Origin of the sequence: Haladaptatus salinisoli (assembly GCF_020614375.1) — an archaeon.
GTDB lineage: Archaea > Halobacteriota > Halobacteria > Halobacteriales > Haladaptataceae > Haladaptatus > Haladaptatus salinisoli.
Genome location: NZ_CP085327.1, coordinates 1,004,062 through 1,030,629 on the forward strand (window position 1 = coordinate 1,004,062; position 26,568 = coordinate 1,030,629).

Annotated in this window: 26 protein-coding genes; 12 read left to right on the forward strand and 14 right to left on the reverse strand. The window is 66.5% G+C overall.

Translation table 11 applies throughout. The features are described from left to right. Positions 1-119: 119 nt before the first annotated feature. A complete protein-coding gene (locus tag LIX00_RS05535; RefSeq protein ID WP_227355205.1) occupies positions 120-1,319 on the forward strand; it encodes a glycosyltransferase family 4 protein in 1,200 nt (399 codons plus the stop codon). Positions 1,320-1,324: 5 nt separating this feature from the next. On the opposite strand, the gene LIX00_RS05540 is transcribed toward LIX00_RS05535, so the two are convergent. The 7 genes from LIX00_RS05540 to LIX00_RS05570 form a co-directional block, all read right to left on the reverse strand. Next, positions 1,325-2,068, reverse strand: coding sequence for a TOBE domain-containing protein (locus LIX00_RS05540; protein WP_227355206.1), 744 nt, complete (start codon positions 2,066-2,068; stop codon positions 1,325-1,327). A gap of 28 nt (positions 2,069-2,096) precedes the next feature. Continuing rightward, positions 2,097-2,861 (reverse strand): ABC transporter ATP-binding protein, encoded by a 765-nt coding sequence (locus LIX00_RS05545; RefSeq protein WP_227355207.1) that lies wholly within the window; start codon positions 2,859-2,861, stop codon positions 2,097-2,099. Further along, positions 2,858-3,574, reverse strand: coding sequence for an ABC transporter permease (locus LIX00_RS05550; protein ID WP_227355208.1), 717 nt, complete (start codon positions 3,572-3,574; stop codon positions 2,858-2,860). The genes LIX00_RS05545 and LIX00_RS05550 overlap by 4 nt, the downstream gene beginning before the upstream one ends. 44 nt (positions 3,575-3,618) lie before the next feature. Beyond that, entirely contained in the window at positions 3,619-4,629 is a 1,011-nt protein-coding gene (locus tag LIX00_RS05555) for an ABC transporter substrate-binding protein (RefSeq protein ID WP_227355209.1), read from the reverse strand. A gap of 262 nt (positions 4,630-4,891) precedes the next feature. Beyond that, complete coding sequence (locus LIX00_RS05560) at positions 4,892-5,773, reverse strand: ABC transporter permease (RefSeq protein WP_227355210.1); 882 nt, start codon at positions 5,771-5,773, stop codon at positions 4,892-4,894. Position 5,774: 1 nt separating this feature from the next. Further along, complete coding sequence (locus LIX00_RS05565) at positions 5,775-6,731, reverse strand: ABC transporter permease (RefSeq protein ID WP_227355211.1); 957 nt, start codon at positions 6,729-6,731, stop codon at positions 5,775-5,777. An 8-nt stretch (positions 6,732-6,739) separates the two neighbouring features. Next, on the reverse strand, positions 6,740-7,903 hold the full coding sequence (locus LIX00_RS05570; RefSeq protein ID WP_438267062.1) for an ABC transporter substrate-binding protein: 1,164 nt from the start codon (positions 7,901-7,903) through the stop codon (positions 6,740-6,742). 136 nt (positions 7,904-8,039) lie between these two features. Here LIX00_RS05570 and LIX00_RS05575 point away from each other — a divergent pair, with 136 nt between their 5' ends. From LIX00_RS05575 to LIX00_RS05620, 10 genes are all read left to right on the forward strand, one after another. Then, positions 8,040-9,107 carry an ABC transporter ATP-binding protein gene (locus LIX00_RS05575; RefSeq protein ID WP_227355213.1) on the forward strand — a complete coding sequence of 356 codons (1,068 nt, stop codon included), beginning with the start codon at positions 8,040-8,042 and terminating at the stop codon, positions 9,105-9,107. Between the two features lie 288 nt (positions 9,108-9,395). Next, positions 9,396-10,025 (forward strand): twin-arginine translocation signal domain-containing protein, encoded by a 630-nt coding sequence (locus LIX00_RS05580; protein WP_227355214.1) that lies wholly within the window; start codon positions 9,396-9,398, stop codon positions 10,023-10,025. A 289-nt stretch (positions 10,026-10,314) separates the two neighbouring features. After that, entirely contained in the window at positions 10,315-11,535 is a 1,221-nt protein-coding gene (locus LIX00_RS05585) for a LeuA family protein (RefSeq protein WP_227355215.1), read from the forward strand. 352 nt (positions 11,536-11,887) lie between these two features. Next, a complete protein-coding gene (ilvB, locus tag LIX00_RS05590) occupies positions 11,888-13,669 on the forward strand; it encodes a biosynthetic-type acetolactate synthase large subunit (RefSeq protein ID WP_227355216.1) in 1,782 nt (593 codons plus the stop codon). Between the two features lie 107 nt (positions 13,670-13,776). Beyond that, positions 13,777-14,439, forward strand: a complete 663-nt coding sequence (ilvN, locus tag LIX00_RS05595; RefSeq protein ID WP_368410736.1) for an acetolactate synthase small subunit — start codon at positions 13,777-13,779, stop codon at positions 14,437-14,439. Positions 14,440-14,443: 4 nt separating this feature from the next. After that, positions 14,444-15,490, forward strand: coding sequence for a ketol-acid reductoisomerase (gene ilvC, locus LIX00_RS05600; RefSeq protein ID WP_227355218.1), 1,047 nt, complete (start codon positions 14,444-14,446; stop codon positions 15,488-15,490). Next, positions 15,483-15,785, forward strand: coding sequence for a DUF7989 family protein (locus LIX00_RS05605; protein ID WP_227355219.1), 303 nt, complete (start codon positions 15,483-15,485; stop codon positions 15,783-15,785). The genes ilvC and LIX00_RS05605 overlap by 8 nt, the downstream gene beginning before the upstream one ends. Beyond that, positions 15,782-17,203 (forward strand): 3-isopropylmalate dehydratase large subunit, encoded by a 1,422-nt coding sequence (gene leuC / locus LIX00_RS05610; RefSeq protein WP_227355220.1) that lies wholly within the window; start codon positions 15,782-15,784, stop codon positions 17,201-17,203. The genes LIX00_RS05605 and leuC overlap by 4 nt, the downstream gene beginning before the upstream one ends. Beyond that, positions 17,200-17,811 carry a 3-isopropylmalate dehydratase small subunit gene (gene leuD / locus LIX00_RS05615; protein ID WP_227355221.1) on the forward strand — a complete coding sequence of 204 codons (612 nt, stop codon included), beginning with the start codon at positions 17,200-17,202 and terminating at the stop codon, positions 17,809-17,811. Before leuC ends, leuD begins: the two co-directional genes overlap by 4 nt. Continuing rightward, positions 17,808-18,788 carry an isocitrate/isopropylmalate dehydrogenase family protein gene (locus LIX00_RS05620; protein WP_227355222.1) on the forward strand — a complete coding sequence of 327 codons (981 nt, stop codon included), beginning with the start codon at positions 17,808-17,810 and terminating at the stop codon, positions 18,786-18,788. Before leuD ends, LIX00_RS05620 begins: the two co-directional genes overlap by 4 nt. Before the next feature lie 32 nt (positions 18,789-18,820). On the opposite strand, the gene LIX00_RS05625 is transcribed toward LIX00_RS05620, so the two are convergent. The 7 genes from LIX00_RS05625 to ilvD all read right to left on the reverse strand — a co-directional run bounded on the left by LIX00_RS05625 (position 18,821) and on the right by ilvD (position 26,049). Then, positions 18,821-19,015 (reverse strand): hypothetical protein, encoded by a 195-nt coding sequence (locus tag LIX00_RS05625; RefSeq protein ID WP_227355223.1) that lies wholly within the window; start codon positions 19,013-19,015, stop codon positions 18,821-18,823. Further along, complete coding sequence (locus LIX00_RS05630; RefSeq protein WP_227355224.1) at positions 19,012-19,464, reverse strand: hypothetical protein; 453 nt, start codon at positions 19,462-19,464, stop codon at positions 19,012-19,014. Before LIX00_RS05630 ends, LIX00_RS05625 begins: the two co-directional genes overlap by 4 nt. 101 nt (positions 19,465-19,565) lie before the next feature. Beyond that, positions 19,566-20,345 carry an ABC transporter permease gene (locus LIX00_RS05635; RefSeq protein WP_227355225.1) on the reverse strand — a complete coding sequence of 260 codons (780 nt, stop codon included), beginning with the start codon at positions 20,343-20,345 and terminating at the stop codon, positions 19,566-19,568. Then, positions 20,342-21,310, reverse strand: a complete 969-nt coding sequence (locus LIX00_RS05640) for an ABC transporter ATP-binding protein (protein WP_227355226.1) — start codon at positions 21,308-21,310, stop codon at positions 20,342-20,344. Before LIX00_RS05640 ends, LIX00_RS05635 begins: the two co-directional genes overlap by 4 nt. A gap of 46 nt (positions 21,311-21,356) precedes the next feature. Beyond that, the gene (locus tag LIX00_RS05645) at positions 21,357-22,673 is read right to left on the reverse strand and encodes an aspartate aminotransferase family protein (protein ID WP_227355227.1); all 1,317 of its coding nucleotides are present in this window, start codon (positions 22,671-22,673) and stop codon (positions 21,357-21,359) included. 22 nt (positions 22,674-22,695) lie between these two features. Next, a complete protein-coding gene (locus tag LIX00_RS05650) occupies positions 22,696-24,021 on the reverse strand; it encodes a dicarboxylate/amino acid:cation symporter (protein WP_227355228.1) in 1,326 nt (441 codons plus the stop codon). 318 nt (positions 24,022-24,339) lie between these two features. Further along, the gene (gene ilvD / locus LIX00_RS05655) at positions 24,340-26,049 is read right to left on the reverse strand and encodes a dihydroxy-acid dehydratase (protein WP_227355229.1); all 1,710 of its coding nucleotides are present in this window, start codon (positions 26,047-26,049) and stop codon (positions 24,340-24,342) included. Between the two features lie 139 nt (positions 26,050-26,188). Between ilvD and LIX00_RS05660 the strand changes: the two genes are divergently transcribed. Further along, positions 26,189-26,557: a hypothetical protein gene (locus tag LIX00_RS05660; protein WP_227355230.1), complete on the forward strand. Its 369-nt coding sequence runs from the start codon at positions 26,189-26,191 to the stop codon at positions 26,555-26,557. Positions 26,558-26,568: the final 11 nt, after the last annotated feature.

The following is a 26,568-nucleotide window of genomic DNA, read 5'->3' on the forward strand; positions in this document are numbered from 1 at the left end:
TCGAACGGGTCCGTTCGCGCCCGTTCAGGGCGTCCGTACCGAATCGAAGCGTTCGCCCTCCCCGTTCATAACAAAGTTATTTCGCACGCTCGTATTCGAGAATGAACGGTGGAACTCGATTGCACCGACACGTCGGGGACCGGCAGGAAACGGGGAGGAAAGACGACGGCGCGACCGAGCGGGGAATCGCCCGAAACGAACGGCTGACCGTCGGGATGTACTTCACGAAAGCCGGAACGCGGGACGCGGGCGGCGTCGTGATGTACGTCCAGCAGCTGTTGGACGCGCTGGCGGACCACCAACCGGCGTACCTCTACACCGAATCCGGCGAGCTGACGCCGAAGATGCGAGACACGAAGGCGGAGGTCGTCCAGATGGATACCGAACTCGAACCCGTGGAAAGACTCTTCGAGGGCCTTCCGGCGATGGACTCCCCGTCGGTGGTGAACGAAAAACTCCTTCCGCTGTTCGGTGCGCTCCGCGACGGCACGATTCGCCACATGAACGAGCACGTCGACGTTCTCGTGACGCACGACTTTCTGGACGACCTCGTCCTCTCGAATCTCCTCGACGTCCCCGTGGTTCGCGTGTTTCACGGCTTCGAACGGGCAGGCGTCGGAATGCGGGTGCGCGAACTGCTCTCGACCGGTCGCTCGGTGGTCAACTCGGAGCAGACCCGGCGGGAGTTCGTCGACCATCTGGGGTACGAACCCGACGGTATCGTCTACCCCGGCGTCGATATCGACCGATTCCATCCCGCGGCGAAACCCGCGTTCGAGCGCGACGAGTGGACGATGCTGTTCGTCGGTCGGTTCGTCGAGGCGAAAGGAATCTTCGACCTCGTCGACGCGGTCGCCGAGCTATCCGACGACGCGCACCTCCGTATCGTCGGTCGCGGCGACACCGACGCGCTCGCGAAGCGAGTCCGAGCCCGCGGCGTCGAGTCGAGGATAACGATCGAAGGGCCGGTTCCGCACGACGAGTTACCGGGCTATTACGCCGCCGCGGACGCGCTGTGTCTGCCGTCTCAGTACGAGAGTTTCGGGATGGTCAACGTGGAGGCGATGGCCTGCGGCACGCCCGTCGTCACCACGAATCTGGAGGGTATCACGGAGTACGCCGTCGACCGCGAGACGGCCCTACTCGTCCCGCCGAACTCGCCGAGCGAACTCGCCGACGCGCTAGAAACGCTGCGTTCGTCGCCCGAGCTCCGCGCGCGACTCGAAGCGAACGGGAGGGACGTGGCGAGACGCTACTCGTGGGAGTCGGCGTCGAGAAGCCTCGTGGAAACGTGTCTCGAAGTCGTCGAAGCGACGTGACGCGGCTACTCGGGTGACGAACGCGGAACCGCCCGCGTCGCGGTCGCCTTGAACGACGCGACGACCTCCGCGCCCGGTTCCAGGCCCAGCCGCTCGACGCTCGTGGTCGTGACCAGCGCGAGAAACGGAGCGCCGGTTCCGACGTCGACCGCGACGCGAGCTATCTTCTCGCCGCGATCGACCCCTCGAATCTCGCCGACGAACTGGTTCCTGGCGCTCGTCTCGTCGCCCCGCGGCGCCGACTCCGGGCTGTGGAGGGTTATCACGTCCGAGCGAAGGCACACCTCGACCGCGTCGGAATCGGGCGGGACGAGCGCCCGAACGACCCCCGCGTCGGTCCGCACGAGGCCGAACTCGCCGTCCCGTTCGACGACCGTTCCGTCGAGCACCGTCTCGTCGACCTCCGCGAGGCCGGACGACTCCGCGGCGAGCCTGCGGAAGCGCTGGAGCAGGCTTCGGGCGTTCTCGGTCAGCGTGCTCCCGCCGCCGCTCGCCCCGCCGCGTTCGCGTTCCACGAGCGCCCCGAAGCCGCCCTCCAGTTCCACGACGCGTCGCTGCGCGTGGGCGTACGACCGTCCGAGCGCTGTCGCCGCCGCGTTGAGCGACCCGGCGTCGTCGATGGTTCGGAGCAAGCGCGCGTCCTGTGCGCCGAAACTCACGCCTCCGGCGACGAGTTGCGCGTCGAACGCCGCCCGCGGCGAGTCGTCCTCCGTTCTCCCGTCCTCCGTCGTCTCGGTGTCGTCGGTCATCGTCGCGTCGTCCTCTCGTTGGTCCCCATCAGTACATCAATTCCCCCGCCACGAACTTTCGCGTTCGGTCGTCCTCCGGCGTCTCGAACACCTGCTCCGGCGGGCCGGTTTCGATTATCGTCCCGTCGAGCAGGACGGCGACGCGGTCGGAGATGCGCTCCGCCTGGTGCATGTCGTGGGTCGCCACGACGACGCCAACCCCCTGCTCGGCGGCGTCGGCGACGGCGTCCTCGATGAGCGCCGTGTTCCGCGGGTCGAGGTTCGACGACGGTTCGTCCAGCAGGAGGACGGCGGGGTCGGTGGCGAGCGCCCGCGCGAACGCGACGCGCTGGGCTTCGCCGCCGGAGAGCGAGAGGGCGTTCTGGTCGTCCTTGCCGACGAGGTCGACGGTTTCGAGCACCTCGGTCGGGGCAGCGGCGTCCCGACGACCGACCAGCCGCGCCGCCGCCGAGCGGAGGCGCTCCGACCACGGTCGCCTGACGCGAAGCCCGTAGGTCACGTTCCGCTCGACCGGCGCGTTGAACAGCGACGGCTCCTGAAACACCATGCTGACGCGGCGGCGGACCGCCAGACGGTCGTCGTCGGGGAGCTCCCACACGTCCTCGCCGCGCCACCGGACGGCGCCGGCCTCGGGCGAGCGAAAGAGCGCGAGGAGGCGTAAGAGGGTCGTCTTCCCGGTTCCCGAGGGGCCGACGACCGTGACGACCTCGCCCGGTCCGACCGAGAGCGACACGTCGGAGAGGACGCGCTCGCCGTCGAACCCGTGCGAGACGCTCGCGGCGGCGAGCGTCATCGGCGCACCTCCCCGCGTCCGCGACTCCTACTGCGGACCCACGACCCGAGGACGTTCACGCAGAGGACGAGCACCAACAGCATCGCGCCGAGCACCAGCCCCGCCTCGTAACGGCCCTGCCGCGCTTCGACCGTGATGGCGGTCGTGAGGGTTCGCGTGTAGGAGGTCTTCGCGCCGGTCGTATCGGTCAGGACGATGTTCCCGCCGACGATGAGGATGGAACCGACCTCGCTGATGGCCCGCCCGTAGCCGGCGAGGACGGCGGTGACGATGCCGTACCGCGCCTCCTTGACGACGAGGAGGCCGACGTCGCCGTCGGTGCCGCCGAGCGTGAACGCCGCGTCGCGCACGTCGCGCCCGACCGATTCGACGGCCGAGAGGCTGATGCTCGTGACGACGGGCGTCGCCAGCACGAACTGCGAGGCGATCATCGCGGTCGGCGTGAAGACCAGCCCCAACTCGCCGAGCGGTCCCTGATTCGACAGGAGGAGGAGGACGAGCAATCCGACCACGACGCTCGGAAACCCCATCCCGGTGTTGATGACCGCCGTCACGCCGCGCTTCCCGGGAAACTCCGTGAAGCCGATGGCGAGCGCGACCGGCACGCTCACCAGCGTGGAGAGCGCCACGGCGGTCGTGCTCACGTACAGCGAGACGAGGGCGACGCTCACGAAGTACTGCCAGTCGGCACCCGAAGCGAATTCCTGTAGCATGGTGGCGATTCGATGGCTGACGACGGCGGTTCGGCGCGCCGAGGTCAGTAGTTCGCGGGCACCTCCCGTTCGACCCAGTAGAGGAACTGCTTATCCTCGCGCGAGAGCGATTTTGCCTGCTTCGCGGAGTAGCCCTGCGGGACGTACTGGCCGAAGTTCGGTTGCTTCGACAGCGCGTTCGGGAAGAACAGTTGCGACCCGTTCGCGGTGTAGTTTTCGATGAGCTTCTGTCCCTTCGGACTGGTCAGGAACCCCGCGTAGGCCATCGCGGCCCGGTAGTTGACGTTGCCGTGTTTCGCGGGGTTGACCGGGATGACGCCGTAGGGGTTCTTGAGGATGACCGGCCCGCCCTTCAGCGGTCCTTGGACGTGGATGACGAGGTCGAGTTCGTCCTTCATCGAGAGGTAGGTGCCGCGGTCGGCGAGGGTGTAGGCGTTCGACTGGTTCGCCTGCGTCAGGGTGTCGCCCATCCCCTTGCCGATTTCGCGGTACCACTTCCCGCTCGGCTGGACGCCCGCTTCCTGCCAGATGCTCCGTTCTTTCTTGTGGGTCCCCGAGTCGTCGCCGCGCGAGAGGAACGTCGCCTCCTTCGTAGCGATGGTGGAGAACGCCTTCGTCGCGCTCTCCGTGCCGTTGATACCGGCGGGGTCGTCCTTCGGTCCGACGATGACGAAGTCGTTGAACATCACGTCACGGCGGTTGACGCCGTGGCCGTCCTGGAGGAACGTATCCTCGGCGCCGCGCGCGTGGACGAGGATGACGTCGGCGTCCCCGTCGCGGGCGGTTCGGATGCTCGCGCCCGTCCCCTTCGAGATGGTCTTGACGGTGACCCCGAACGCCTGCTCGAACTTCGGGTTGAGTTCGCCCAGCAGTCCCGTGTCGTAGGTGCTGGTCGTCGTGGCGAGAACGAGTTCGCCGTCCCCTATCTTCCCGCCGCCGGAGTCGTCCTTCCCTTTCGTTCCGTTCCGCGCGCCGAGCGAACCGGTACAGCCCGCGAGTCCGGCAAGGGCACCGACGCCCGCCGCACGCACGAACCGTCGCCGTTGTATCGACATGGGAACAACGTTGCGCGAGGGGGTGATAAGGATTGTGCAACTGACGTAACCGGAACGCGTTACGACGATTCGCCGACGTATCACCGAGGCGCGAGCGAGCGGACCGGGACGGCCGCAGCGACCGGCGGTTTCGGCGGAGCCGCCGCGCGTCGAACGCGCTCACCGCCGTCGGATTCGAACCGATTCCGATTACCGCGGACGCGTACCGTCCGCGAACGACCGCGGACGGTCGAAAACGAGGGGGAGTCGGAGAGACGCAGACCTACGGCTCTTCTTCCGTTCCCGCGACGTAGCCGGCGACGTTGCCCACGTTCATGGCGACCGCCAGGACCACGGCGATGAGGAAGACGATGAACGACGAGATGGCGTTCATCTTCGGCGCGGTTCCGTACTTTATCATCGAGTACATCGACACCGTCAGCACGTCCAGCGTCCCGCTCACGAAGTGCGCGCGGATGAAGTCCTCGAACGAGCGAATCCACGCGAACAGGAAGCCGGCACCGATGGCGGGCGCGACGATGGGGAGCGTGACGTCCCGAAACGTCGTGAGCGGGTCGGCCCCCAAATCGCGGGCCGCCTCCTCCAACGACCGGTCGAAGGTGTAGAGGCGCGCCGTCACCATCAGCACGACGAACGGGAAGCCGTAGATGCTGTGGGTGAGAATCAGCGTGAGGGGGCCGGTGGTGATGCCGAGAATCGTCTGGAAGTAGATGAGGAGAGCGATGCCCAACACGACGCCGGGAATCACCATCGGGAGGATGCCGAACGTTCGATAGGCTTCCTTCAGCGGGAAGTCGTAGCGAACCAGCGCGAAACTCGCCAGAACGCCGAGCACCGTCGCGATAGTCGCCGAGAACGTCGCCACCTGGATGCTGTTGAAGAGCGACATCATCAGCCCCGCGTCGGCGAACGTCGCGCTGTAATGCGCGAGCGTGAACCCGCGGAAGGGGAAGAACGTGCTGGCGTTGACCGCGAACGAGAGGAACATCATCGCGAACAGCGGAATCCACAGGAACACCAACAGGAGGACAACGACGGCGTACAGCCCGCGCCGCAGCAGTCGCTGTTTGGCGCCGTGGTCGAGCAGCGTCGACCCGGTCGTCTCCTCGGTTCGGTCGGTCGTGGTTCCGGTTTCGGTCGCCATCTCAGACACCCCCCAGTTCCTCGATGCTGACGTACCGGAACGCGAGTGCGAACGCGACGACGATGGAGACCACGATGAACATCGAGGCCGCGCTTCCGTAGTCTATCGCGTACTGCCCGGTGATTCGATTCTCGATGAGCTGGCCGATCATCAACACCTTCCCCTGACCGAGGAATCGCGGCGTGACGAACGCGCCCAGCGCCGGGACGAACACGAACAGTCCGCCGCTGATGATGCCCGGGAGGGTCAGCGGGAGGATGACGTCCCGCAGCGTCTCGGTTCGCGATGCCCCCAAATCGCGGGCCGCTTCGATGAGCGAGAAGTCGATACCCTCCATGCTCGCGTACAGCGACAGCAGCATGTACGGGAAGTAGGCGTGCGTGAGCCCGATGACGATGGCCGGGACGCCGTAGTTGAAGACGGACACCGGTCCGCTCGCGAGGCCGATCTTCATCAGCGTCCGGTTGATGACGCCGCTCGGACCGAACATGAGATACCAGGAGTACGCCCGGACGAGGTACATCGTGAAGAACGGAAGCAACACGAAGAAGATGACTACCTTGAACGTCCGACCGTCTCGCCGGGCGAGGAAGTACGCGAGCGGAAACGCCATCACCAAACAGAGCACCGTCGTCGCCGCCGCGACGACGTACGAGAGGATGAGGGCGTCGAAGAACGGCGTCTCCCAGAACGGTCCGGAGCCGGCGAACAGTTCCGAGTAGTTGTTCGCCGTGGGCTGCCAGACGATTTGGAAGGCGTCGTTGACGCTCATGAAACTGACGACGACCATGAACGTCAGCGGTGCCATCAGCAACAACAACAGCCAGACGAGACTCGGCCCGAGCTCGACGCCGAGTTTTCGCCTGCGCGAGGCGAACGCTCGGATGAGTCCGCGCCGGAAGCGCGAGGCGAACGTTCGGATAAACCCGCGTCGGGAACCGGAAGTATCGGAAGACATTCTGTTCGTTAGGCCGTCTTAACTTCGTCCCACGCGTTCTGCCACGCGGTCTCGTTCTCGACGGCTTTGAACGGGATGAAGCTCTCGAGCCGAGAGGGTTTGATGGAGCCGTACATGTCGTTTTGCTCCTTCGAGAGGTGCTGTTGCGTCTTCGGATTGCAACTCGGGGAGTACCCGACCTTCGCCAGTTGCGCGCCGAGTTTCGGCGCGATGAACTCGTTCACGACCTTCCAGGCGAGTTCCTTGTTCTTCGACTTCTTCGAGACGACGGCGGACTCGAACCACGCGAGCGACCCCTCCTTCGGTGCCGCCATCTTCGGCCAGTCGGTGCCGTTCGCCCACATCTCGACGATTTCGTTCCGGCCGGATTGGCCGACGATGAAGTTCCCCTGTTTGAACGATTTGATGTACGACGGGTCGGCCGCGATGTACCCGTGTACGTTCGGTTTCTGCTTGATGAGCGTGTCTTTCACCTTCTTTATCTGCTTCTCGGAGAGGGTGACCTTGCTCCCCTCGAAGGCCTTTTCGTACCCGAGGTAGAGCGCCGTCGCGCTCATCGCCTTGAAGTGATTGTCGTACATGACGACCTTCTGCTTCAGGTTCGTCCCCTTGTACTCGTCGCTGAACAGCACTTCGTAGCTCTGGTCGTGACTCTCCGGAATCTTCCGGGAGTCGTAGGAGTAGCCGTACCACCCGAATCGGATGGGGACGCCGTACGTCTCGCCGTCCTTCGTGAACTGATTCTTACTGAACTGTCGGAACTTGTCGTAGACGTCCTTCTGGTTCTTCACGACGTCGCTCGGCACCGAGTCCACGAGTCCGGCGTCCATCATCTTCGGCACGTAGTTGTTGTTGGGGACGGCGATGTCGAACTGTTTGTCCTTACCGGAGTTCCAGCCGGTGAACATGTCCGACGAGGACGTCGATTTCGTGAACTTGACCGTCACGTCCAGCCGATTCTCTATCTCCTTTTTCAGGTCGGCGTACTCCTCCCACGTGAGGATGCGAATCGTGTTCCCGCCGCCGCCACCGCTACCGCCGAGCAGACATCCCGAGAGGCCCGTGAGACCGATCGCACCTGCGGTTCCCGCCGCCTTCAGGAACGTCCGACGGTTCCTGAAACCGCGATTCTTCGTCCCAGCACTACGCTTGCCTTTGTCATCCATACCCATAACGGAGCAACCCTCCGCCGTATCATTAAATCTTCGGTAGAAAACAGCAAAATACTCGAAAGGAACTAATTATAAGCGCGTCATTTATTTAATTCCTCCCAGTAGCTTTATACTGTGCGATGGTCAACCACGACCCATGGCAGGCGCTGACGACGCCCTCATCCAGCTTCGGGGCGTTCGCAAGGAATACGACGAGGTAACGGCGGTCGAGGACGTCGATTTCACCATCCGAAGGGGGGAGTTCTTTTCGCTCGTCGGACCGTCCGGTTGCGGAAAGACGACGACGCTGCGCATGATAAGCGGATTCGAGACGCCGACGGCGGGGACCGTCTCCCTCGACGGGGTGAACATGGCCGGCGTCCCGCCGAACGAGCGGGACACGAACCTCGTCTTCCAGCACCTCTCGCTGTTCCCGCACATGACCGTCGGCGAGAACGTGGCGTACGGGCTGAAGAAGGCGGGCGTCGATTCGGCGACCCGAGAGCAAAAGGTAGAGGAGTACCTCGAACTCGTCGATTTGGAGGGGTTCGAGGGCCGCAATCCGAACGAACTCTCGGGCGGCCAGCAACAGCGCGTCGCCCTCGCCCGGGCGCTCGTCAACGAACCGAGCGTCCTCCTGTTCGACGAACCCCTGTCGAGCCTCGACCGAAAACTGCGCAAGCAGATGCAGGTGGAACTCCGGAAGATCCACGAGAAGACCGAGGGGTCGTTCTTCTACGTCACGCACGACCAGGAGGTCGCGATGACCCTCTCCGACCGGATGGCCGTGATGAACGACGGCCGCATCGAGCAGGTCGGGACGCCCGAGGAGATATACCGCGAACCCGCGAGCGCCTTCGTCGCGGACTTCATCGGCGACACCAACCTGTTCGAGGGACGCGCGCGAACCGAGAACGGGACGACGACGGTGGAGATCGGCGACGGAACCGTCTCGTTCCCGCTCGAAAAGCGCGTGAACGACGGGCCGGTGACCGTCTCGGTTCGCCCGGAGGACTTCTCGCTCGCCAGCAACGGCGGCACCCTCCGAGGCGTCGTCACCGAACGCTACTTCCAGGGCGACCAGACGAACTACATCGTCGAGCCGGATTCCGCCGCCGTCTCCGACGTGCGAATCGTTACGCAGGGACGCGACACGCCGATATCGCGGGGCGACCGCGCCTCGTTCGATATCCAGCGGGGAGCGCCGGTCGTCTTCGAGCGATAGGACGCGAAGAGGGCGCGGAATACCCCGCGGCGAGCGGTAGCCGCCCTCGAGACCGCTCCGCGACGAAGTGGAACGCCGTGGTTAACGCGCGAAACGTCCACTACTCCGGTCGACTGCTCGGCTAACCTTCGATTACGGGACGGGTGACTCGGCGCGCCGGTTCCAAAAGTCGATTACGAACGAGGCGGCGAACGCAATCGACCGTTACGCGCGGAGCGGGGCGAAAAACGGTCACCCCGTCTTTTTGGGACGCGACCGGAAGGAACTGACCGTCCTCGGAGGGACACGATGCCTACGGATGAGAACCAGCGAGCAGACGAGCAAGACGCATCGACACGACGAACGTTCCTCAAGACGGGTGCCCTCGCGTCGGTCGGCACCGCGCTCGCCCTCGGAAGCGGTGCCGCGAGCGCCGAGACGGGAACGAACGCGGCGGCGCTCCAGGAGCAAGCGAAGGGACTGATATTCCAGAACTCGTTCCGGCCGGGAGCCCGGTTCGTGTTCACCTCGGGCGTCGTCGAGTGGGTGCCGAACGTGCCGGAGGTACAGGACAACGTCTGGACGAATTACCAGACGCGCATGATCCGGTATCTGAACACGAACGAACAGGTGCCGTTTTTCGTCGCGCGGGACGCGAACATCGGCCAGTTCAACGAGAATCTCGGCTTCGTCACCGACCAGCAGGATGCACAGCAGCCGAACGTCTACGAGATGGACCGGGAGTTCACCGTCTTCGGCGACTCCGGGTTCCTCGTGACGGCCAACTTTAGCACGATCCCCGAGAACGAGGAGACCAGCGTCCTCGAAAACGACGATTGGTGGCAGCAACAACAGGGCGGCGGTGGCGGTACGCAGACGACCGGCGGCGGTAACCAAACCGGCGGCAATCAGACGGGCGGCAACCAGTCCGGCGGCTAAGTCGGCGGACGGTACCCGACCCGTTTTTTCGTGCGACGACCTCGCGCGGACGGCTTCGCAACCGCGGGCGCGGAAAATATCGCCGCGGTTCGGCTTCGAAGGTGTCCCGTAGCGGTCCGCCGACGCGACGACGCCGCCCGCCGTACGGGGTTCCTTAAACAATCTAATGACACACCGCACCGACGATGGCGAGCGATTTCCCGAATTCACGGGGCGAGTCGTCGTTCTCGTCCGCTGAAACGACCTGTCTGAGCGCAACGCTTAAATACGAGTTCGGCGCTGGAAACGAGTGCAATGTCACACCACGACACCTCCTCCGAGAGGGGGGATCGAGTTCTTCGAGGGCACGTTAGCCCACACCGACGAGATTGAGACAGTTCGAATTTTCGACACGACGCTCCGCGACGGCGAGCAGACGCCACGAACATCGTTCTCGTTCGACGAGAAGCGCGAGATAGCGGCGACGCTGGACGAGATGGGAACCCACGTCATCGAGGCCGGGTTCCCCGCCAACGGCGACGCCGAGTTCGAGGCCGTCAGCGACATCGCCGACTCGACGCGGGCGACCACCTGCGCGTTAGCTCGCGTCGTGGACGGGGACGTGGAGACCGCGCTCGACACGGGCGCGGAGATGGTCCACGTCTTCGCCTCGACCAGCGACGTGCAGATAGAGGATTCGATGCACGCCACGCGGGACGAGGTAAAATCGCGGGCGGTGACGGCGGTCGAGCGGGTCGCCGAGGCGGGCGCGATTCCGATGTTCTCGCCGATGGACGCGACCCGAACCGACCCCGAGTACATGGGCGAGGTCGTCGAAGCCGTCACCGACGCGGGCGCGGAGTGGATAAACGTCCCCGACACCTGCGGGGTGGCCACGCCCGGTCGCTTCGCCGACCTGATAGCCCGAATCCGCGAGCACACCGACGCTCGCATCGACGTGCACACGCACGACGACTTCGGGATGGCGACCGCGAACGCGATGGCCGGCCTCGAAGCGGGCGCGGAGCAGGTGCAGGTGAGCGTAAACGGAATCGGCGAGCGCGCCGGGAACGCCGCCTTCGAGGAGGTCGTCATGGCCGCCGAGAGCGTCTACGGCGTCGACACCGGCATCGACACGCCGCGGATAGCCACCGTCTCCGAACTGATCGAGCGCTGCAGCGACGTGAGCGTCCCCGTCAACAAGCCGGTCGTGGGCGCGAACGCGTTCGCCCACGAGAGCGGCATCCACGCCGCGGGCGTCATCGAGAACAGCGACACGTTCGAGACGGGCGTGATGACGCCGGAGATGGTCGGCGCGAACCGGGAGTTCGTCCTCGGCAAGCACACCGGCACCCACGCCGTCCGCAAGCACCTGCGACAGGACGGGTTCGACCCCACCGACTCGGAAGTCCGGCAGATCACCCGCCGCGTCAAAGACCGGGGTGCCGAGAAAGAGCGCGTCACCGTGAGCGACGTTCGACGCTACGCCCGCGAACTGGGCGTCGATTCTCGGGAGGAGGCGACGGCCTGACCATGTCCTCCCGCGTTCGCGCGACACCCCGTGAGCAACTGCCACGGGACGAGCTATCGCGAGGCAAGTATTGCCCGCCGCGTAAGGGCTATTTCCGTCGGGGTGGGAAACGTACAACCAGAGATGCGACGGTCGCGCACGACTCCGAGTCCGCAGGCGTCGAGCGACGTCGCCGCCGAGCGCGTACTCATTATTGTAGGGGCATAGCCGCCCCTCACCATCCCTTCTCCCCGACCCCGACCGAATCGCCACCGAACAGCACAGAGCACGCGCAGAAACCGATGTCAACGACACGAACGACAGCCAGCACGTATCGACCGACGAACGACCGACGAACGGGGGTGGGCGAACCGTGAGCGAACCGGTCGTCGACGCCGTCTCTCGGGAGGCGGACGGGAGCGACGGAACCGACGGAGAGGCGACCGAGGCGGAGGCGACGACGGGCGCGAGCTCGGTCGTCGCCGCGCTCGAAGCGGTCGGCGTCGAAGCGATGTTCGGCGTCCAGGGCGGAGCCATCATGCCCGTCTACGACGCGCTGTTCGACTCGGACATCCGCCACGTCACGATGGCCCACGAGCAGGGCGCGGCCCACGCCGCGGACGCCTACGGCGTCGTCAAGGGCGAACCGGGCGTCTGCCTCGCCACCTCCGGACCGGGGGCGACGAACCTCGTCACCGGCATCGCGGACGCCAACATGGATTCGGACGCGATGGTCGCGCTGACGGGGCAGGTTCCCTCGACCATGGTCGGCTCGGACGCATTCCAGGAGACCGACACGACCGGCGTCACGGCCCCCATCACGAAGCACAACTACTTCGCGAGCGACCCGGACACGGTCGGCGACGTCGTCGGCGAGGCGTTCGCCCTCGCCGACGAGGGGCGGCCGGGTCCGACGCTCGTCGACCTACCGAAGGACACCACGATGGGCGAGACCGACCGCGAACCCGGACCCGCCGAGACGCCGTCGACCTACTCGCCGCGGGAGGAAGCCGACTCCGAGGCGGTCGCGGCCGCGGCCGACGCCATCGGGCGCGCGGAGAAGCCGCTGCTCCTGTTCGGCGGGGGCGTCGTCAAGGGCGACGCCTGCGAGGAGGCGCGGCGCTTCGCCGTCGAGCACGGCGTCCCGGTCGTGACGACGATGCCCGCCATCGGCTCGATGCCCGAGGACCACGACCTCTGCCTGTCGTGGGCGGGCATGCACGGCACCGGCTACGCCAACATGGCCATCACCCACTGCGACGTGCTGGTGGCCGTCGGCTGTCGGTTCGACGACCGGCTGACCGGCGGCGTCGACACCTTCGCGCCCGAAGCGGAGGTCGTCCACGTCGACATCGACCCCGCGGAGATATCGAAGAACGTCCACGCCGACTACCCGCTGGTCGGCGACGCCGGAACGGTCGTCGACCAACTCCACACGGCGATGTCGAGTTCGCCGGAGGGTCCGGGCGACCGCTGGCAGGAGTGGCGCGAGCAGTGCCGGGCGTGGAAGGAGGAGTACCCGCTGGCCTACGCGACGCCCGAGGACGAACCGCTCAAGCCGCAGTTCGTCGTCGAGGCGCTGGACGAGGCGACGCCGGACGACACCATCGTCACGACCGGCGTCGGCCAGCACCAGATGTGGGCCGCGCAGTTCTGGACGTTCCGCAGCCCCCGGAGGTGGGTCTCCTCGCACGGTCTCGGCACGATGGGCTACGGCCTCCCCGCCGCCATCGGCGCGCGCCTCGCCGCGGACGACGACCAACAGGTGGTCTGCGTCGACGGCGACGGCTCGTTCCTGATGACGATGCAGGAGCTGTCGGTGGCGGTTCGGGAGAACATGGACATCACGGTCGCCGTGCTCAACAACGAGTACATCGGGATGGTTCGCCAGTGGCAGGACGCCTTCTTCGAGGGCCGACGGATGGCCGCCGACTACGACTGGTGTCCGCAGTTCGACAAGCTGGCCGAGGCGTTCGGCGCGCGGGGCTACCGGGTCGACACCTACGACGAGGTGCCCGACGCCATCGAGTCGGCGCTGGCCTACGACGGTCCGGCGGTCATCGACTTCCACATCGACCCCGCCGAGAACGTCTACCCGATGGTCGCCAGCGGCGGCGCGAACGGGAAGTTCGCCCTCTCGGAGGAGCAGCTATGAGCGGCGAGGACGCGGTCGAGGGTTCGGACGACTCCCGGTCGGACTTCTCGGTGGAAGACCGGCCGGAGTCGGCCGCGGAAGCCGAGTCGGACGTTCCGTCGTCCGGGATGCCCGGCCCCGCGCCGGAGGAGCGACCCCATCCCGACGGTCGCCGCAACGAGCAGGGCATCCGGGTCGACCCCGAGGCGGAGGCCGAACCGCGGTACCGCACCGCGGTCGTCTCGGCGCTCGTCGAGCACGAACCGGGCGTCCTCTCGCGCGTCTCCGGGCTGTTCTCCCGGCGGCGGTTCAACATCGAGAGCCTGACGGTCGGCCCGACGACGGTCGAGGGCCACGCCCGCATCACGCTCGTGGTCGAGGAGACCGACCCCGGAATCGACCAGGTGAAAAAACAGCTGGCGAAGTTGAAGCCCGTCATCCAGGTGGGCGAACTGGACGACGACGCCGTGCGGGCCGAGTTGGTGCTCCTGAAGGTGCGCGGCGACGAGCCGGACAAGGTTCACGCCATCACGCAGATGTACGAGGGACGGACGCTGGACGCCGGGCCGCGAACCATCACGGTGGAGATCACCGGCGACCAGCAGAAGATAGACGACGCGGTCGACGCCTTCCGACAGTTCGGCATCATCGAAATCGCCCGAACCGGCCAGACCGCGCTCGCACGCGGCGACACGCCGACCACGCCCGGCGAGGAGCCGGGACACTCCACCGAACCGGCGGAGCGAGACGGCGAGGAACAGCGCGAGAAGACCGACGCGAAAGGTGACTGAAACCATGACAGACGAACCAGACACGACGATATACTACGACGACGACGCGGACGAGGAACGACTCGCGAACACGACGGTCGCCGTACTGGGGTACGGCAGCCAGGGCCACGCCCACGCCCAGAACCTCGCGGACAGCGGGGTGGACGTGGTCGTCGGCCTCCGCGAGGATTCGTCCTCGCGCGACGCGGCCGAGGCCGACGGCCTGCGCGTGGCGACGCCGAAGGAGGCGGCGAGCGAGGCGAGCATCGTCTCGGTGCTCGTGCCGGACACCGTCCAGCCCGCGGTGTACGACGACGTCGAACCCGAACTCGAACCGGGCGACACCCTCCAGTTCGCCCACGGCTTCAACATCCACTACGGGCAGATAGAGCCGCCGGAGGACGTGGACGTGACGATGGTCGCGCCCAAGTCGCCCGGCCACCTCGTCCGCCGGAACTACGAGGCCGACGAAGGAACGCCGGGGCTGCTCGCCGTCTACCGGGACGCCAGCGGCGAGGCGAAAGCCGAGGCGCTGGCCTACGCGAAAGCCATCGGCTGCACCCGGGCGGGCGTGGTGGAGACCACCTTCCGCGAGGAGACCGAGACCGACCTGTTCGGCGAGCAGGCCGTGCTCTGCGGCGGCATCACCGAACTCATCAAGGCGGGCTACGAGACGCTCGTGGACGCGGGCTACTCCCCGGAGATGGCTTACTTCGAGTGTCTGAACGAGATGAAGCTCATCGTCGACCTGATGTACGAGGGCGGCCTCGGCGAGATGTGGGACTCGGTCTCCGACACCGCCGAGTACGGCGGTCTCACCCGCGGCGAGGTCGTCGTGGACGACCACGCCCGCGAGAACATGGAGCGGGTGCTCGAAGCGGTGCAGAACGGCGACTTCGCCCGCGAGTGGATTCTGGAGAATCAGGCCGGACGCCCGGGCTACCGCCAGCGCCGTCAGGCCGAGAAGAGCCACGACATCGAGGAAGTGGGCGAGAAGCTCCGAGACCTGTTCGCGTGGGCCGAGGCGTCCGAGTCGTCGGAGGAGAAAGCGGAGGTGCCCGCCGATGACTGAGCAATCGGACGGCGGACGGTCGATGCGGGACATCAGCCACACCCACCCCTACGCCGACGAGGGCGCGATGACGCGCGTGTTCGACCGCGGCCCGGTCGCCGCGGACGGCGGAAAGGTAGCCGAGTCCGGCGACCGACGGGAGACGGCGGACGACGACGCGGACGTCGAGGAAGACGGCGAAACCATGGCCGACGTGGAACACACCCCGCCGGAGGGCGCGGGCGACGCGGACGGCGTGTTCGAACGCGGCTACGAAAAGCGGGCGGAGACGGAGGAACGGGTAGAGCAGCGATGAGCGAGGGAACGCTGTACGACAAGGTGTGGGAGAACCACAAGGTCGCCGACCTGCCGACCGGACAGACCCAGTTGTTCGTCGGTCTGCACCTCGTCCACGAGGTGACGAGCCCGCAGGCGTTCGGCATGCTCCGGGAGCGCGACATGGAGGTCGCCTACCCCGACCGCACCCACGCGACGGTCGACCACATCGTCCCGACCGCCGACCAGTCGCGGCCCTACGACGACGACTCGGCGGAGAAGATGATGGCCGAACTGGAGACGAACGTCCGCGAGTCGGGCATCGAGTTCTCGAAACCCGAGACGGGCGACCAGGGCATCGTCCACGTCATCGGCCCGGAGCAGGGTCTCACGCAACCCGGAACGACCGTCGTCTGCGGCGACAGCCACACCGCCACGCACGGCGCGTTCGGCGCGCTGGCGTTCGGCATCGGCACGAGCCAGATCCGGGACGTGCTGGCGACCGGCACCGTGGCGATGGAGAAACAGGACGTGCGCCAGATTCGCGTGACGGGCGATCTTGGGGAGGGCGTGACCGCGAAGGACGTCGTCCTCGAAATCATCCGCCGACTGGGAACCGACGGCGGCGTCGGCTACGTCTACGAGTACGCGGGCGAGGCCGTCGAAAATCTCGACATGGAGGGGCGGATGAGCATCTGCAACATGTCCATCGAGGGCGGCGCTCGCGCGGGCTACGTCAACCCCGACGAGACGACCTTCGAGTACCTGCGCGACACCGACGCCTTCCGCGACGACCCCGAGGAGTTCGAACGCCTGAAACCCTACTGGGAGTCCGTGCGGTCGGACGAGGACGCCGCCTACGACGACGTGGTGGAGATAGACGGCTCGGCGCTCGAACCGATGGTGACGTGGGGCACGACGCCCGGGCAGGGCGTCGGCGTCACGGAGCCGATTCCGGAGCCGGACGACCTGCCCGAGGAGAAGCGGGAGACGGCCCGCCGAGCGCAGGAGCACATGCGCGTCGAACCCGGCGAGACGATGGAGGGGTACGACGTCGACGTGGCGTTCCTCGGCTCCTGCACGAACGCTCGCCTCCCCGACCTCCGTAAAGCCGCGAACGTCGTCCGGGGGCGCGACGTCCACGACGACGTGCGGGCGATGGTCGTCCCCGGGAGCCAGCGCGTGAAAGCCGCCGCGGAGCGGGAGGGGCTGGACGAGGTCTTCCGCGAGGCGGGCTTCGACTGGCGCGACGCGGGCTGTTCGATGTGCCTCGGCATGAACGCCGACCAGTTGGCGGGCGACGAAGCCTGCGCGTCCTCCTCGAACCGCAACTTCGTCGGGCGACAGGGCAGTCCGGAGGGCCGAACCGTCCTGATGAGTCCCGAGATGGTCGCCGCCGCCGCGGTTCGCGGCGAGGTGACCGACGTGCGCGAACTGTCGGAGGTGGCGACGGCATGAGCGAAGACGGCGTGAAGCGGGTCGAACGCGCGTCCGGAACCGGCATCGCGGTTCGGGGCAACGACATCGACACCGACCAGATAATCCCGGCCCGGTTCATGAAGGTCGTCACCTTCGACGGACTGGGCCAGTTCGCGTTCTTCGACCAGCGATTCGACGAGGACGACGAGCAGAAAGAACACCCCTTCAACGACGACGACCACCGGGGGGCGTCCGTGCTGGTCGTCAACGCCAACTTCGGCTGCGGCTCCTCGCGCGAACACGCGCCGCAGGCGCTCGCGCGCTGGGGCATCGACGCCGTCGTCGGCGAGAGCTTCGCCGAGATATTCGCGGGCAACTGCCTCGCGCTCGGGATTCCGACCGTCACCGCGGAGAGCGAGGAAATCGCCGACCTCCAGAACCACGTCGAATCGAACCCGGACGACGAAATCGAGGTGGACGTGGCGGACGAGGCGGTGCGCTACGGCGACCGCGAGATCGAGGCGAACGTGGACGACGCCCAGCGGAAGGCGCTGGTGGAGGGCATCTGGGACACGACCGCCCTCATGAAATCGAACGAACGGGCCATCGAGGAGACGGCCCGGAGCCTCCCCTACGTCGACACATGACCGAGCGAATCGCGGTCGTCCCCGGCGACGGAATCGGACGAGAGGTGGTCCCCGCCGCCCGCCGCGTCCTCGAGGCCGCGGGGCCGGAGTTCGAGTTCGTCACGGCCGACGCCGGCGACGCGGTGAAAGCCGAGACCGGCGACGCGCTCCCGGACGAGACGCGCGACGTCGTCGCCGGCGCGGACGCCGCCCTGTTCGGCGCGGCGGGCGAGACGGCGGCGGAGGTCATCCTCCCGCTCCGCCGGGCGGTTGACTCGTTCGTCAACGTCCGGCCCGCGCGAGCCTACCCCGGCACCGACGCGCTCCGGCCGGAGACCGACCTCGTCTTCCTCCGCGAGAACACGGAGGGCGTCTACGCGGGCCACGAGTCGCGGCTCAGCGACGACGTTTCGACCTTGACCCGCGTCGTCACCGAATCCGCCACCGAGCGACTCGCCGAGTTCGCCTGCGAGTACGTCGCCGAGCGCGACGAAGACGGGTTCACCGTCGCCCACAAGGCGAACGTGATGCGCGAGACGGACGGGCTGTTCCGCGACACGGTGGCCCGCGTGGCCGACGAGCGCGGCGTGACCCACGACGAGGCCCTGATGGACGCGCTGGCGACCCACCTCTGCCTGCACCCAGAAGAGTACGACGTGGTCGTCTGCCCGAACCTCGCCGGCGACGTGCTCTCCGACCTCGCCGCCGGCCTCGTCGGCGGTCTGGGACTCCTCCCCTCCGCGAACGTCGGCCCGGAGCGCGCCCTGTTCGAACCCGTCCACGGCACCGCCCCGGACATCGCGGGCGAGGGGGTGGCGAACCCCTGTGCGACCCTGTTCTCCGCCGCGATGCTGCTGGAGTACCTCGGCTACGACGACGAGGGGCGGGCGGTTCGCGGGGCGACGGAAGGGGTGCTGGAGGACGGCCCGCGGACGCCCGACCTCGGCGGCGACGCGGGAACCGAAGAGGTCACCGAGGCCGTTCTCGGGCGGTTGTAATTCGGGCGACCGGAGCGGATCACTTTTCTCGATTACGGAGCAAACGCGCCGGAGAGGGCCGTGAACGCGCCGAGCGCGGCCAAAAAGAGGAAGCAGAACTGCGCGAGAACCACCCGCCGGTTCGCCGGTTCGACCTCGTCCACCGGCGTCGTGCTGCCGATGGCGTCCAGTTGTTCGCCGAACCGCGAGAGGTGGTACGCGTCCCGACCGGACGCGAACTCGCTCACGCTACCTCGAACCACTCGCCCCGACGGGCGTCGGTGTATCCGCGCAGATCGTCGGCCCGCCAGAACATCGCGAAATCCTGCGGACTCGGAATCGCGGTCGCGAACCACCCGACGGTCGCCAGTTGCAGCGACGCGCTCCCGAGCGTCGTCGGGTCGGGAACCGCGCCGAGCGCCACGAGCGAGAACGGGGTCAGCATGAGAACCGGACTCAACGCCGCCAGTCGAATCCCCCGTACCGACGTCTTCTCGGGAATCTCCGAGAGCGTCACGCGAGCCACCGCGCCGCCGAGCGGATCGACGCCGGTCGTGCGATTCGGAAGGTACTCCATCCGACACGAAACGCCTATCGCCCGGAGAAATCCGGCGTGTAACGTCTCGTGAACGCAGACGCCGACCGCGATACTGCCGAGCAAGCAACCGAGCGCCGCCGCACCCGTTATCGCGTTCATCGATACGGACGACTCCCGGCGAGCGAACAAGGGAATTCGTCTTCAGTGAGACAGCTATGAAAAGATCGGAGGGGGTTCGCGGTACGCCGAACTCCTATCGGTCAGTCCATCAGTCCGTAGCCGCGTCGGAAGAGGTAGGTGTCGAGGAGCATGAACGCTAGCGTCAGCCCCGACAGCACCGCGAGCGAGACGTTGGGGTTCACCTCGGAGACGCCGAGGAATCCGTACCGGATGCCGTTCACCATGTAGACCATCGGATTGAGCAGGGTGAGATTGCGGAAGATTTCCGAATCCAGGCTGTCCAGCGTGTAGAAGACGCCGCCGAAGAAGACGAGCGGGCGGACGAGGAACTGGTTCATCATCGTCAGGTTGTCCCAGTCGTCGGCCCAGAGACCGCCGACCACGCCGACGCTCGAAAAGAGGAGCGTGATGACCAGCGCGAACGCTACGAGGTAGAACGGTCGGGCGACGCCGACCGGCGTGAAGAACGCGCCGACGACGGCGATGAGGATGCCGACGAGCAGGCCGCGCGTCGCGCCAGCGACGATGTAGGCCACGACCATCCGCGAGTACGACATCGGCGACGTGAGCGCCTCCTCGATGTAGCGGTTCCAGCGCCCGTGGAAGATGGAAAACGAGGAGTTCTCGAAGGCGTTCGAGATGGCCCCGAGGACGACCAGACCGGGGAGGATGAAGACGATGTAATCGACGGTTACGCCGTCGAACTTCATCTTCCCCACGCGGCTACCAAGAACGACTCCGAACACCGAGAAGTACAGCACGTTCGTCACGAGCGGCGGGACGAACGTGTTCCGCGGCCTGCGAAGAAATCGCAGTATCTCGCGGCGGGTGAGCGTGACGAAGCCGGTGAGATCGGTCACGTCCGCCCCCCGTTCGCGACCGCGGACACCCGTTCTTCACCGTCGTCCTCGCGCGTCATCGCCACGAACACCTCTTCGAGCGAGGTGCGCGAGATGTCGAAGTTCACTATCTCGAAGCCCTTCCGGTCGAGTTCGCGCACGAGTTCCGGCGCGAGGAGGCCGCCCTCCCGCGCCGTGATTACGAGGTCGTCGCCCGACAGTTCCACGTCCTCGATTCGGTCGCGGCCGGTCGAGAGGTGCGGGGCGGACTCGGGCGGATTCCGCAGCGTGACCGTGATGTTGTCCGGCCCGCGACCCATCAACTCCTCCGGACTCGCCACCTCGACTATCTCCCCCGAATCGAGGATGGCGACCTCGTCGCAGAGGCGCTCCGCTTCCTCGATGTAGTGGGTCGTGAGCAGGATGGTCGTCCCGCCCTCGTTCAGGTCGGTGATGAGTTCCCAGAGGTCGTGGCGGAGTTGGACGTCCACGCCCGCGGTCGGTTCGTCGAGGATGAGCAGGTCGGGGTCGGTGATGAGCGCCCGCGCCAGCATGAACCGGCGCTTCATCCCGCCGGAGAGCCAGTCGAAGCGCGTGTCGCGCTTGTCGTAGATGCCGACCTGCTTCAACACCTCGTCGGCCCGCTCTCTCGCCTCCTCCTTCGGAATGCCGTGGTAGCCCGCCTTGTGCTCCAGCACCTCCCGAACGGGGAAGAATCGGTCGACGTTGAACTCCTGCGGCGCGAGACCGATGCGGTTTCTCGCCTCGCGGTAGTCGTCCTCCACGTCCGCGCCGAACACCTCCGCCGTCCCGCCGGACTTCCTCACGAGGCCGACGAGGATGTTGATGAACGTCGTCTTCCCCGCGCCGTTCGGACCGAGCAGTCCGAAAAACGACCCTCGCGGAACGTCGAGCGAGACGCCGTCGAGCGCTCGCACCTCCCCGTACTCCTTCTCCAGATTCCGAATCCGTATCGCAGAACTCATTCGAAGTCCCGTAACGGACGGGAGCGGTTAAGCCTGCTGAACCCGGTTAAAGGGACCCCAATACGGCGACCGCGTCGTCCAGATACGATTCCGCGTGTTCCTCGCCGTGCGCGAACGAGAGGTGGTGTCGCTTGTAAGGGTTCGGCGTGAAGAAGTGCCCGCGCTCTCGCATTCCGGCCGCGAACTCGCGGAACTTCGCTTCGTCCAGTCCGAGCACGTCCTCGTAGCTCCGCGGCTGGCCGGTGACGCCGAACTGCACGCTGAAGATGCTCCGGTGGCCGACGACCCGCCCCTCGATACCGCGGTCGGAGAGCAGGTCCCCGAGTCCGGCGCGATACGCCTCGCCGAGGTCGGTAACGCGGTCTTGCACGTTCGCGTCCACGAGGGTGTCGACGGTCTCGCGCGCCGCGGCCAACCCCGGAAGGTTGCCCGAGTACGTCCCGCTGATGACGACGCCGGTTTCGTTGTCCCCGCCCGCCTGCGAGAGCAGGTCTTCCCGACCGCCCACCGCCGCGACCGGGTAGCCGTTGCCGAGCGCTTTCGCCACGCAGGTCAGGTCGGGCGTGACGCCGAACTCCCCCTGCGCGCCGCGGGTCGAGTGACGAAAGCCGGTGATGACCTCGTCGAAGATGAGCGGCACGTCGGCGTCGCGGGTCGCCTCGCGCAGGGTTTCGAGGAACTCCTCCTCCGGGAGGAGACACCCGACCGAGTGCGGGATCGGTTCGAGGATGACGCCCGCGAGGTCGTCGCCGTGTTCTCGAACCGTCTCGGCGACCGCTTCGGGATCGTTGAACGGGGCGACGAGGGTGTTCTCGACGGCCGCCGAGAGCATGCCGTCCGATTCCGGATACCGCTCGCCGAGGCGTTCCTCGGGCGGGTAGACGCTCACGTCGACGTAGTCGTGCCAGCCGTGATAGCAGCCCTCGAATTTCAGTATCTTCTCGTTGCCGGTGTGCGCGCGAGCGAGGCGGATCGCGTGGTAGGTCGCTTCGCTCCCGCTGTTGCAGAAGTTGACCCGCTCGACGCTCGGCAGGAGGTCGACCAGTCGCTCGGCCACCTCGACTTCGAGCGGTGTCGTCCCCGCGCCGTACAGAACGCCGCCGTCGATGGCTCTTCGGACCGCCTCGTCGACGGCGTCGTGGGCGTGGCCGAGGATGATCGGCCCGAATCCGAGGTGGTAATCGGTGTACTCGTCGCCGTCGACGGTCGTGAGGGTCGCCCCGTCGGCGCTCTCGAAGGCGACGTCGCCGGTGTCGTAGGCCTGCGCCCGGAGACCGGTCTGCGCGCCGCCCGGAATCACGGCGCGGGCGCGTTCCACAATTTCGCGGCTCCGCATCGCGTCGCTGGTTGGTTCGGATGTCATGAGTATCGAATCGGAAAGGGGGTCAGTCGTCGGTCGTCGGGGTGCTCGCCACGCCGCCGGCATCTGCCGGGGCGTCGACCCACACGCCGGTGGTGAAGTCGATAGCGTCGTTCCACTTCGCCACGAGCGTCGTCACCGCGAGGTCGCCCGTGACGTTGTTCATGGTGCGTAGCCGGTCGAGCAGGGGGTCGACGCCGGCGACCATGGCGATGGCCGAGAGCGGCAGACCGATCTGCGTGAACACGACGGACATCATGATGAGGCTCGCGCCGGGCACGCCCGCCGTCCCGACGCTGGCGAGCAGGGCCGTGAGGAGGACGCTCAACTGCTCGGCGAGCGTGAGCGACTTACCGACCACGTTGGCGGTGAAGATGGCGGCGATGCCGAGGTACATCGCGGTTCCGTCCATGTTGATCGTCGCGCCGAGCGGGAGCGAGAAGCTGTAGACCCCCTCGTCGACGCCGAGGTTCTCGTCCGCGTTCGACATCGTAACCGGGAGCGTCCCGCTGGACGAACGGATGCTCAGCGCGGTCATCATGGCGTCCTTCCCGCCGCGCAGGAAGTCGACGGGCGATTTCCTCACCAGTCCGACCATGATGATGAGCAGGTAGACGACGGAGATGTGGATGCCGATGGCGATGGCTAGCGACGCACAGAGCTTCAAGAGCGAGACGATGGCCCCGATGCCGGTCTGGCCGAACAGGGCGGCCATCAGGGCGAACACGCCGATGACGCCGTACTCCATCACGCCCCAGACGACCTTGAACATCACTTCCGCGCCCACCTCGACGGCGTCGAAGATGGCCGAGACGCCGTCGGCGAGTTTCGATCCCGGTTCGGCCTCGTCCTGTACGACGGTCAGTCCGATACCGAAGACGAGCGAGAAGAAGATGACGCCGAGCATCTTCCCCTCCGCCATCGCGTGGACGGGATTCTCGGGGACGATTCCGAGGAGAACGTCGCCGAGCGGCGGGGCTTTTTCAGCGTTGACGTTCGCGTTCTTCGCCAGTTCGATGCCGACGCCGGGGTCGATGAGGTTGCTGATTCCGAGTCCGATGGCGATAGCGACCATCGTCGTGAGGAGGTACAACGCGACGACCTCGGCGCCGATCTTCCCCAGGTTCTTCGGCGAGAGGTTCCGGGCGGCCATGATGAGGGTGAAGACGACGATCGGAACGATGACCATCTTGAGGAGCCTGACGAACAGGTCGCCGAGCGGTTGGAGGGACGTTGCCGGTTTTCCGACGACGATTCCGACGAGAGAGCCGAGGACGAACGCGACTGCAATGCGATAGATGATCGGCACCGACCGATATCGCCGCCACAGTCGCTGTGCGCTATACGACATACACTAACACTGTGTTTAAAAACTATTCAAAAACTGTTTCGGTTTTTCGTGAGAAGAACCCATATTCTACAGTATTTTTGCTTCCGTTTCCAATTTTATGTATTTACGTTGTGTCGTATTTTACGGGGGCGGGCGGCCGATTTCGTCCCGTCCGTCCAGTCACGAAGGACGATTCGAGTCGTCGACGGTCGTCGGCCCCGTCGGTCGTCGGTCTCCTCGCACCGGCCGTCGTCCTCGTCCGCATATAAATGGCGAATCGGATTTCGCCGGCGTCGTCTCGGGCGCGCACCCGGCGAGCCCGCCAGCCGACGAAAACGGTCACTCCCGCTTCGCGCCGGGATTCGTCACCGCGCCGTTCGCGGCCGACCCGAACGCGGACCCGTACTTGGCGAGCACGCCCGCGGAGTACTGCGGTTCGTCGGGTTCCCAGTCGTCCAAGCGCGAGGCGAGTTCCTCGTCCGGGAGCGCGACCGAGAGTTCCCGGTTCTCGATGTCCACCGTCACCTCGTCGCCGTCCTCCAGCGTCGCGATGGGGCCGCCGTCGCGCGCCTCGGGCGCGACGTGTCCGACCATCGGCCCGCGGGTCGCGCCCGAGAAGCGCCCGTCGGTGACGAGCGCCACGTCGTCCTCGTGGCCCTGTCCGACCACCGCCGCGGTGACGCCGAGCATCTCGCGCATGCCGGGGCCGCCGCGGGGACCCTCGTTACGGATGACGAGCACGTCCCCCGATTCGATGTCGCCTTCCTGCACGTACTTCATCGCGTCCTCCTCGTTCTCGAAGACGCGCGCCGGGCCGGAGTGGTGGAATTTGTCGTCCTTCGTGACCTTCAACACCGCCCCGTCCGGGGCGAGGTTCCCCGTCAGAATCTTTATCGCGCCCTCGTCGCTGAAGGGGTCGTCCACGGGCCGGATGAAATCGGCGTCCGCCTCGCCGGTGACGCCGAGTTCGTCGAGTTCGTCCGCGAGCGTGCGGCCCGTCACCGTCATCGCGTCGCCGTGGACGAGTCCGGCGTCGAGCAGGCGGCGGAGGACGACCGGCACGCCGCCCTCGTCGTGGAGGTCCTTCATCACCCTCGTCCCGCCGGGTTGGAGGTTGGCTATCTTGGGCGTCCGGCGCGAAATCTCGTCGAAGTCCTCGATGGCGAGGTCGACGTCGGCCTCCGCCGCGAGCGCGAGCAGGTGGAGGACGGCGTTGGTCGACCCGCCCATCGCCACCTGCACCGCGATGGCGTTCTCGAACGACTCCCGGGAGAGGATGTCGGAGGGTTTGCGGTCGTTCTCGATCGCGTCGAGGACGAGTTCGCCCGCCCGCTCCGCGACTTCGTACCGCTCCTCGGACTCGGCGGGTGGACTCGCGGAACCGAGGGGCGCGAGGCCGAGGGCTTCGCTGATGGAGGCCATCGTGTTCGCGGTGAACATCCCGCCGCAGGACCCCGCGCCGGGGCAGGCGTGGCGTTCGAGTTCGTCCAACTCCTCCTCGGTCATGTCGCCGTGGGCCACCGCACCGACGCCCTCGAAGACGTTCTGCACCGTTACCTCCCGTCCGTCGTGCTCGCCCGGCAGAATCGACCCTCCGTACAGGAAGACGGTCGGCAGGTCGGTGCGGATGGCCGCCATCATCATCCCCGGGAGGTTCTTGTCGCACCCCGCGACCGTGACGAGGGCGTCCACGCGCTCGCCGAACGCGACGAGTTCGACGCTGTCGGCGATGACCTCGCGGGAGATGAGGCTGGCTTTCATCCCCTCGGTACCCATCGAGATGGCGTCCGAGATGGTGATGGTGCCGAACTCGACGGGCATCCCGCCCGCGGCGTCGACCCCCTCGACGGCCGATTCGGCCACGTCGTCGAGGTGGACGTTACAGGGCGTGACGTCGGCGGCGGGGTTGGCGACCCCGACCATCGGGGAGGAGAGGTCGTCGTCGTCGAACCCCATCGCCCGGAACATCGCCCGGTGCGGGGCGCGTTCCGGCCCCTCGGTGACTTCGCGGCTTCGCAACCCTTCGGCTTTCTCGCCAGTGTCGCTCATGACTCTGGGTAAGGGTGACGCGGGGGTTAAAGGCTCCCGAAGCGACAGACCTTGCTGTCGAATCGGTCGGGACGGGGTCAGGACGGAGTCGGTTCGCTCGCACGGAAAGCATTTCACACCTGACGAGTGAGAGTCGTCCATGTCCTCCAACCCGACGCGCCGAATCCTGCTCGCGGGCGTCGGCGCGCTCGTCGGAAGTTCCTCCGGTTGTCTCGGTCGGGCGTTCTCGTCCGAACCGGTTCCGGCGGACGAGTACGAACGGACGGTCTCCCTGAGGGAAGTCGATTCCGTGCCGGATTCCTACGGTGCCGAGTTCGAAATCGAGGTCGCGCACGCCGAAATCACCGCCGAGCGCTCGGCGGTTCTGCGAACCCGAGTCACGAGCGCGAGCGACGAAAAACCCCGACTCGCGGAGGCTGTTTTCCGGTCGGCGAATACCGGTTCGAGAGCCGATTCGAACCGTCGTGGATGGACGAGGGGTTCGGTTGGGGATTTTCGCTCGACGTGACCGACTGAGGA